The following is a 7,803-nucleotide window of genomic DNA, read 5'->3' on the forward strand; positions in this document are numbered from 1 at the left end:
TCCGCGATGCGCTGGTGCGCGTCTCACGAGCTCCCGGCCTGTTCTGGGTTGATTATCAGGCGCTAACGGACGTCATGAATTTCTACCGAACAGACCCGGTGCGCGAGTGCCGATTGCAGCCCACCGGCCGACCGATCATTCGATCGGTCCGAATCCGTCATATGCTCCAACCCGCCGGTTACCGTCGGGTTCGCCGCAACCTGTATCGCGTCCATTGCCAATTTGTCAGCGGCAATGATCGCCGGGCCGTCTACGACTATTTCATGTTCTTATGCGGCCCCCTTGCGGCTGAGCAGCAAGCCCGCTCACCGGAAGGCGCTGCATCGCAGATCGGTGACAATGGCAGCTTGCTTCAGGCTGCCGCTCCGTGTGCTGATGCTAAGCCATCCACTCTGCAGCCGGCAGCCCGGTAACGACCTTCAGCCGTTCATCCATAAGATTACACATATCAGCGGCACGTTTGGCTTCTTGCAAAAGCCAAATTGCGTAACTCGTGTCTCCGGAAACAAACTGTCGCGCTTCTCTCAGGAATGGCACCATGGCAGCCGGCTTGCCCGCCCGTCCATGGGCCACGGACTCCGCGACTGAGTTGCGAGGTTGTTTCACTGACTCGCAGTGAAAGCGTCGTAAACCAGCTTTTTGAACGCGGGAACGATGCGGCCGCGTTCCGCCTGGGTCTGCATCATTAGGATGTAGATCATGTCGAGTTTCGGATCGATCCCAAAGTAAGTGCCGCTGCCGCTGTCCCACTTCAATTCGCCAATGTTTCCCGGTGCAGGCGGTTGGGCATTTCCCCAATCAGTACGGACCGCAAAGCCGTAACCGAAACCAAAGCCATCGCCGGGGAAGTAAAAGAAGTCGCGACCGACACCGGAACCCGGCCCGATTTGGTCTGAGGTCATGTCCTTGTACGCTTGCGGACTGAGGTAGCGCTTGCCCTCGAGCTGACCGCCGTTGAGGATCATTTGTGCAAACAGCGCATAATCGGTGATAGTCGAGACGAGTCCTCCGCCGCCCGATTCCCATTCGGGGTGTGCGCGGCGCTCCCGCTCCGCGTCGATCAGGATCGTGTCGCCTGGCAACGGTTCGGCCATTCGCGCCCGCTCATCCATATTATCGAGCACATATTTTGTACTGTTCATGCCGAGCGGATCGAAGAGGTGCTGCTTCTCGAAACGATAAAGCGTCTTTCCGGATACGATCTCGATGATGCGGCCGAGCACGTCGGTGGAATGACCGTAGCGCCACAACGTGCCCGGCTGACGCGCCAGCGGCAATCTGGCAATCCGCTCTGCGAACACGCGATTGTCGAAACGACCTTCGAAGATGTGCGCGTCGGAATAGGCCTTCTTGACCCATTTGCCTCCAATGTACTCGTAGCTGATCTCCGACGTATGTCGCAGCAGATCCATCACCGTCACGGCGCGATTTGGGGCCACCAACTTCACGATCGGGGAGCCGTCCGCGGCAGTTGCTTCGACCAGAACCTTCACTTCGGCGAATGACGGAATGAATTTGGACACGCTATCTTGAAGCGCAAGCTTTCCCGCATCGATCAGCATCATGGCCGCGACGCTGGTAATGGGTTTCGTCATCGAATGGAGCGCGAAAATCGTGTCCGGAGTCATCAAGCCCTTGGTGGTGATGCCGCGCACGCCAAAGCACTTCAGATAGATAGGATGACCATGCTGCTGTATCAGAACGACTGCACCCGGCAGTTTTCCCGTGGCAACCTCGTGATCGAAGAAGGTTGTAATGCGATCGAGCTTTTCGGCGGAAGGCGAAGGCGCATCGGACGCTTGGCTTGCCGCGGCCGAGATCGCTACCGAAGCAATGAAAAGAGTTCGGCTGACAACCGACGTTTTGAAAGATCCGAACAGTTTAGGAGCAAACGCGACCACGTTGCGCTTTCGCTGGAGGGCCCGGGTGCGAACCTATCACGATCTTACGTGCTCGCTCGACATAGCCAATGCGGTTCAATTGATCGAACAAAAGGATTGGTCTGGATCAGATCGGCCAAACGCGACTGCTTTCCGGATCACGCTGGAGCATGCTAAAGCCCAAGTGCGCCTCCAATAGCCGAGACAAAAGAGCGAGCCGTGCCCGACAACGACGAACCGATGACGATCAGATTCCGCTGCCCGGCGGAATTGTACGGAAAGCTTCCGCCCCCGGTACCGGCCTCACTAGGTCTACCCGGATGGCTCAAGGCGATGCCGACGCAGGCCTTCAATGCCATCAATATGCGCGAAGAGGACACGATCAAGCGCTGTCCCCCGTTCGTCGACGCAATGACCTCTGGGTTCCTGATGCCGCTGATGTGCGATCTACGGATCGAGAACGGCACGATTACCTGGGACAATGATATCCCTCCCGGGGGAGCGCTCGATTTCCCGCGCTCGCCGATCGGATTCCATGACGCGAGTCAGCTAACCGGCACGCCACTGTTCGACCAGGATCGGTTCGTTATCAAATTTCACAATCTGTGGAGCATCGAAGCGCCGGAGGGCTATTCGCTGCTGTTCACTCACCCGGTCAATCGCTTTGATTTGCCGTTCACCACTCTAAGCGGGCTGGTCGATTGCGACCGCTACCGCGACAACTGGATTCATTTCCCTGCGCATTGGCATGACGTGAACTTCAACGGCGTGCTGCCAATGGGTACGCCGGTCGCGCAGTGCGTAGCCGTGAAACGGGAAAGCTGGGTGGCGCAGACGGCACCGCTTGCACCGGATGAGACGCAGCGGGTCCATGAGCTCACGAAAGCGATCAGCCGCGAGCCCGGATTCTATCGCCGGAAATTCCGGGCGTAAGCGGCTCAGTCCGGTTTTGCCTGCAGGAACTTCGCAAGCGCGCTCGGGCGGAAGAAGAAACGACCGTGCGATGAAGCCGCGAGCGCATGACTCGCTCGACCGAGCAGCTGTGGCCCGCCGCGCATCGCAACACGCAGATTGGCCTCGCCGGCGTCACGCTCACCCAACTCCAAAAGGCATGAGGCGAGAGTGGCGCGAGTCATGGCATCGTCAGGACGGAGCCCGAGGGCATGCCGGCAAGTGTCGGCGGCTGACGCATATTCACCGTCCAACAGTTGGACGCGAGCGAGCTCGATCAATATGTCGGGACGTCCCGGAGCAGCTTCGCGGGCGCTCAAAAGAATGGCGCGAGCCTTGCCGCGCTCATTCCGGTAGAGCTGCAGGCGTGCAAGGTCGAGTTGCAGATCGATGCTTTCAGGCGCCAATGCGAGGGCACTTTCCACAACACCAATGGCTTCTTCGACGCGTCCGGACTTGAGAAGCTGGCCGGCGAGTTCCTGGAACGCCGGCGTAAATAGCGGACGACGCGTCGTGGCCTGGCGCAATTGCTCGATCGCTTCCGCGCGGCGTCCAGCGCCGCCCAATGCCGCGCCAAGTAGAGTTTCTATGCTGGCATCGCCGCTGCGGCGTGCTGCCTTCTCCAGATGCGCGATGGCCTCCTCTTGACGGTCCTGAGCGATGAGGGCTTGAGCCAGGATGGACACCGCAGCGGTGTCGCTCCTGCTCGCTTTCAGGACTTCAGCGGCGAATTGCTCGGCCTCGGCGAACTGCCGCTGGCGAAGCGCAACGGCGGCACGTTCGAGCGCCTGGCCTCGGGAATGCGTGTGCCCGCGACTGGCGGACGCGAAGGAAGAATGCTTCGGCACGGTTGCTACCGATAGGCTCGGGTTTGCGGCCTCCTCGGCTCGTACGCGAAATAGGGATTGGCGAAGCACCACCCGCGGTTCGATGCCGTACCGCGACACTGAGGCAACGAGGTGAAGCTGCAGTCGATGTGAGTTCCACCCCATTCAACGATCTCAGCGCAAACCGGATAGTTAGGATCGTAGGTCTGCGCATGTGAGGGCGCGACGGTCCACATCGCTCCGATCGCTAGAATCACACAAGTCAGCTTGAGGCGCATTCAAAATCTCCTGATGCGGATTCCGTGGCAAGCATATCGAAAATTCGACGATGAGTGCTCCGGGTCTTGCCCCGCAGCAAGGCTTTTCTTTTGATCGATGTCCACGTCCGCCGCGTTACGACGCTCCGGCGAAATCCTGTGGCGTAAAGCTCAGATCCAGCACTTTCCACTCACCGTAGCGGTCCGGCGGCAACATCTCATATGGCTGGCAGACTTCAAGCGCATTGATCGCACTTTGCATCAGCGCCGGTCCCTTGGCCGATGCACTGGCTTCGATCAGAATAGGCTTCATCGCCAGTCTTCCCTTCTGTGTCAGGAATGCGCGCAGGGTAATGGTGATCTTGTCAGAGGGTGCAATTGAAGCCGGAAGCTTCGAGCATGTCTTCAGATGACGTCGAAAGTCGCTGATCAGACTGGACTCGACCTCGGCTTTCTCCGACGCGAGCGCATCGAATTCAGCGGACCCGCCCTTAGCCGCGGAAGCTATCGAGGGGAGGCCCAGCATCACATGATATTTGATCGAAAGATCAGGCTCCGGAGGCGTGAAGGCCCGGGATGCAGAGGTTGGCGGCGTTTGGCGCGCAGTCTCTGTCTGCTGCGCATTGAGGGTCGGTTGCGGAATCACGGCTTGTTCTGACGGCGGCGGGGCAGTCGAGGGCGGCGAACCGGACACTGTCGAGTTCGAAGCGGGCTCGATGGCAGGCGGAGCGGCAGTTTCGCTCTGGGCCGATCGTTCGGACTGCGGATCTGGCACCGCCTCGGCCGGGGAGACAAGATCGACCGTGATGGGCTCGGCGGCCGTGACCCCGCCAAATGGATGCACCTCGGTAAACAGCAGAACCAGCGCTAGAGCGGAGCCATGAGCAATGGCCGACGCCGTAGCGCCCGAGCGTATGATGTCTTGTAGTCTCATCCTGCTGGATCAACACGTCGATGCCGCTTCAGCCAGCAGCATAGCGGCTGATATGCCAACCTCAATCTCATTTTCGGGCGTCATATTGATCCAAGAATGACGTTAAGGATCGGCAATACTCCTTGAGAGCGATCGCTGCGCGACTGGATTACGGTAAGGTGATCACGATCGCCTGAGGAATCGACTACTTTCCATGGTGGGCGGCGTACCGCCGTCGCTGCCAATTGAACCGGTACGCACTTTGATCTGTCTAACTAATTACATTGCGATCACGATTTGAATTTTCAACAGATGCGTCATTCAAGCGGAGCGCGTTGAACTTTTTGATCAGCTTCTGGAACGCCGGGAGAGGAAAAAGCATTTTAATCAGCAAAGGAGTCTCTAATGCGTCGCTATGTTGCCCAAGCAGCTCTGGCTGCTGTTCTCGCCCTGACGGCAGCCGGATCACTATCGCCTGCCGCCGCTCACGGCATCCAGGATCAATTCTGCTTGCAAGGGCGCAGTTGGGGTTATCCCGGCAATTGCCAATTCTCCAGCTATCGGCAATGCATGGCCACCGCGAGCGGTACTGATGCTTATTGCGGCATCAATCCGTTTTACGCCTTCGCTGAACAGCGGCGTGGGTCCTACAACAGCCGCAGATACTGAGTGCAGCAGGCAACGGACTAGTCGCCTCTAACACCGCGTACTCTTAAGCCGCGCTCATCCAGGCGCGAGCTTCCCGCTGGGCCGTCGCGATCTCGACTTCCGACATCATCTCGGCTACTTCGCGCCGGAGCGGAATCGCGTCGTTGCGGCCCTTCAGGGCTGCAAGGTTGAACCACTTGTGGGCTGCCACCAGATTGACCACGCCCGAACGCCCGCTAGCCCAGTACAGACCGCGTTCGAATAGCACGTCAGGAATTGCGGTCGCGTCCACCGGGGCCGCCCCTTCCTGATCGATATGCCCTTGAAACATCCCCGTCCCCTCTTGTTAGTGCCGCGCCCTCTTTACGAGCCCGGCTGCCGTCCATTTTTCGAAAGTGCTTTTCCCCATCGCCGTTTGCCAGCGTGACGGCATGATCATGGCCGATCAAATTTGAAAAGCAGTTTAACGATCGCGATGAATGCGGCGTAAACGCAAGGAGCACGCACACCATTCAAAAAGCGCGAAACGCCTGATTATCAGCCGCTTCTACCGCTCGGATGATCCCGTTTACCGCGCGATTTCGCGGAACGATAACCATTGCGCAAGCACGAGAGACGGAAGATCACGCCCGAACAGCTAGGGCGACGAACGCATGACCATTTTGCGGCGAGCCGTGCGTTCGGCCGGAGCTTTGCTGCCGCGTGTATCGCTCAGGGATGATCCGAGATGCAGACCTGAGGGCCATGCAGGTCAGGAGGCCGCGATCGTTTCCTGACTGAAAAAGGCCTCGCCCAGGAGCAATCGAGTTAATGCCGCCTGGATGAGGCGGGGACTGCATTTGTGGGGATTGGGAGGCCTGGGATGCAGCGAGATCGGTAGCTGCAGCGCCTCGAGGGGGAACGAGGGCGTCGGCGAACACGTCAGGGTCAGATTTCACGTTGGCAAAGATCGCCAGTGAAACTGCGGAGATGAATATCCGCACCGAACGAAGAAGTTTTTTCTTCTGCCGGACCGGCTTTCGGTTGAGGCGCTAAGCCCGTCGAAAGATCGATCCAGCCGTTTGACCTGATGTCTCGCCGACACCCTCTTTCGTTACCAGAGCCTTTTGATTGAGACCTGCCTCTAGGGAAGCAGATCTAGTAAGGGCTCTTGTGACGTGCCGGCATCAAGCCGCCGGCATTTTTCTCAGACGAGATTTACTTCTTCTTCTTGGCGACCCGGCGGGTCTTCTTCGCAGTCTTCTTCACTGCGCTCTTCGCCTTCTTTGACTTCTTAGCTTTCTTGGCCATGTTGCCCTCCTGAGTTAGTGAGATGGCTTAATCGCTGCGTGCATTCGGGAATCGAAATGCACTACATCTCGAATACACCAACACATCGAAAAAAACAGCGTCCCGCTTAAGGAAGTGTTGATGCGCGGATGTGAGAGCGCGTGACGCACGTTGATCGAGAGCACGAAAAAGCTTTCGCGCAATGGTGCGAACAAGCATTGAAAATCCGTCCGCGACAATGATCAATTTTGCAAGATGCGCCTGCATTGCAGGACTTTCTGTTGATGAGCAATTCAACGACAAATGTCGCGATGAGGTCATTGCGGCTCGCGCGAGCCTGCTGAGGGCCGATTGCGCGGACTCTGAGTCGCGGTGTTTGGCAATAAAAAAATTTTCGTGCTCGGCGGCTTTGCGCCTCATGACCTCCTCGCCAAAACCGGATTCGCGCGCGAATCGCCGCCGCTGATTCGGAGCGCTATTTCTCGCATGCGAGGGTTTCGAGGCTCATGGTGAACGAGTGGTGCACGCGAAGCGTGCCGATAAGAACAGCGTGGCGAGCCCGCCGCGCTCACGCTCAAACCAATTTCAAATGCCGAGTTTGGATTTGAGCAGATCGCTGACGGCTTGCGGGTTGGCCTTGCCCCCCGATGACTTCATCACCTGGCCCACGAACCAGCCGACGAGCTGAGGCTTGGCTTTGGCCTGCGCGACTTTCTCGGGATTACCGGCGATGATGTCGTCGACCACCTTTTCAATCGCACCGAGATCGGTGACCTGCTTCATCCCTCGCGCCTCCACCAGCGCACGAGGGTCACCACCTTCCTGCCAGACGATCTCAAACAGGTCCTTGGCAATTTTGCCGGAGATCGTGCCCTCGCCGATCAGATCGACAATCGTTCCAAGCTGCTCGGCTGACACCGGCGACGCCGAAATCCCGCGGCCTTCCTTGTTAAGGCGCCCGAACAGCTCATTGATGACCCAGTTTGCCGCGAGTTTGCCGTCCCGCACCTTGTCGGCCAAATTCGAAAGCGCCGTCTCGAAGAAATCCGCGCTCTCGC

General features: G+C 58.4%; 7 protein-coding genes and 2 pseudogenes. 3 read left to right on the forward strand and 6 right to left on the reverse strand.

All coding sequences use genetic code 11. The features are described from left to right. Window positions 1-413: pseudogene (locus VJV58_RS14560) on the forward strand (hypothetical protein); the annotation flags it as partial. Window positions 414-602: 189 nt separating this feature from the next. Here VJV58_RS14560 and VJV58_RS14565 read toward each other — a convergent pair. Continuing rightward, the gene (locus VJV58_RS14565; RefSeq protein ID WP_324138072.1) at window positions 603-1,820 is read right to left on the reverse strand and encodes a serine hydrolase; all 1,218 of its coding nucleotides are present in this window, start codon (window positions 1,818-1,820) and stop codon (window positions 603-605) included. A gap of 300 nt (window positions 1,821-2,120) precedes the next feature. Between VJV58_RS14565 and VJV58_RS14570 the strand changes: the two genes are divergently transcribed. Then, window positions 2,121-2,813, forward strand: a complete 693-nt coding sequence (locus tag VJV58_RS14570; RefSeq protein ID WP_324138073.1) for a hypothetical protein — start codon at window positions 2,121-2,123, stop codon at window positions 2,811-2,813. A gap of 5 nt (window positions 2,814-2,818) precedes the next feature. Here VJV58_RS14570 and VJV58_RS14575 read toward each other — a convergent pair whose 3' ends face one another. From VJV58_RS14575 to VJV58_RS14585, 3 genes are all read right to left on the reverse strand, one after another. Further along, window positions 2,819-3,778, reverse strand: coding sequence for a tetratricopeptide repeat protein (locus VJV58_RS14575; RefSeq protein WP_324138067.1), 960 nt, complete (start codon window positions 3,776-3,778; stop codon window positions 2,819-2,821). Beyond that, window positions 3,685-3,936, reverse strand: a complete 252-nt coding sequence (locus VJV58_RS14580; RefSeq protein ID WP_324138068.1) for a DUF3551 domain-containing protein — start codon at window positions 3,934-3,936, stop codon at window positions 3,685-3,687. Before VJV58_RS14580 ends, VJV58_RS14575 begins: the two co-directional genes overlap by 94 nt. Window positions 3,937-4,051: 115 nt before the next feature. Next, the gene (locus tag VJV58_RS14585) at window positions 4,052-4,849 is read right to left on the reverse strand and encodes a hypothetical protein (RefSeq protein ID WP_324138069.1); all 798 of its coding nucleotides are present in this window, start codon (window positions 4,847-4,849) and stop codon (window positions 4,052-4,054) included. A gap of 384 nt (window positions 4,850-5,233) precedes the next feature. Here VJV58_RS14585 and VJV58_RS14590 point away from each other — a divergent pair, with 384 nt between their 5' ends. Beyond that, on the forward strand, window positions 5,234-5,497 hold the full coding sequence (locus VJV58_RS14590; protein ID WP_324138070.1) for a DUF3551 domain-containing protein: 264 nt from the start codon (window positions 5,234-5,236) through the stop codon (window positions 5,495-5,497). 43 nt (window positions 5,498-5,540) lie between these two features. On the opposite strand, the gene VJV58_RS14595 is transcribed toward VJV58_RS14590, so the two are convergent. Both VJV58_RS14595 and gatB read right to left on the reverse strand, forming a co-directional pair. Then, the gene (locus VJV58_RS14595) at window positions 5,541-5,807 is read right to left on the reverse strand and encodes a hypothetical protein (protein ID WP_324138071.1); all 267 of its coding nucleotides are present in this window, start codon (window positions 5,805-5,807) and stop codon (window positions 5,541-5,543) included. 1,523 nt (window positions 5,808-7,330) lie between these two features. Next, a pseudogene (gene gatB, locus VJV58_RS14600) lies at window positions 7,331-7,803 on the reverse strand (Asp-tRNA(Asn)/Glu-tRNA(Gln) amidotransferase GatCAB subunit B); the annotation flags it as partial.

It is taken from the genome of Bradyrhizobium sp. (assembly GCF_035273305.1).
In the GTDB taxonomy this organism is placed as follows: Bacteria; Pseudomonadota; Alphaproteobacteria; order Rhizobiales; family Xanthobacteraceae; genus Bradyrhizobium.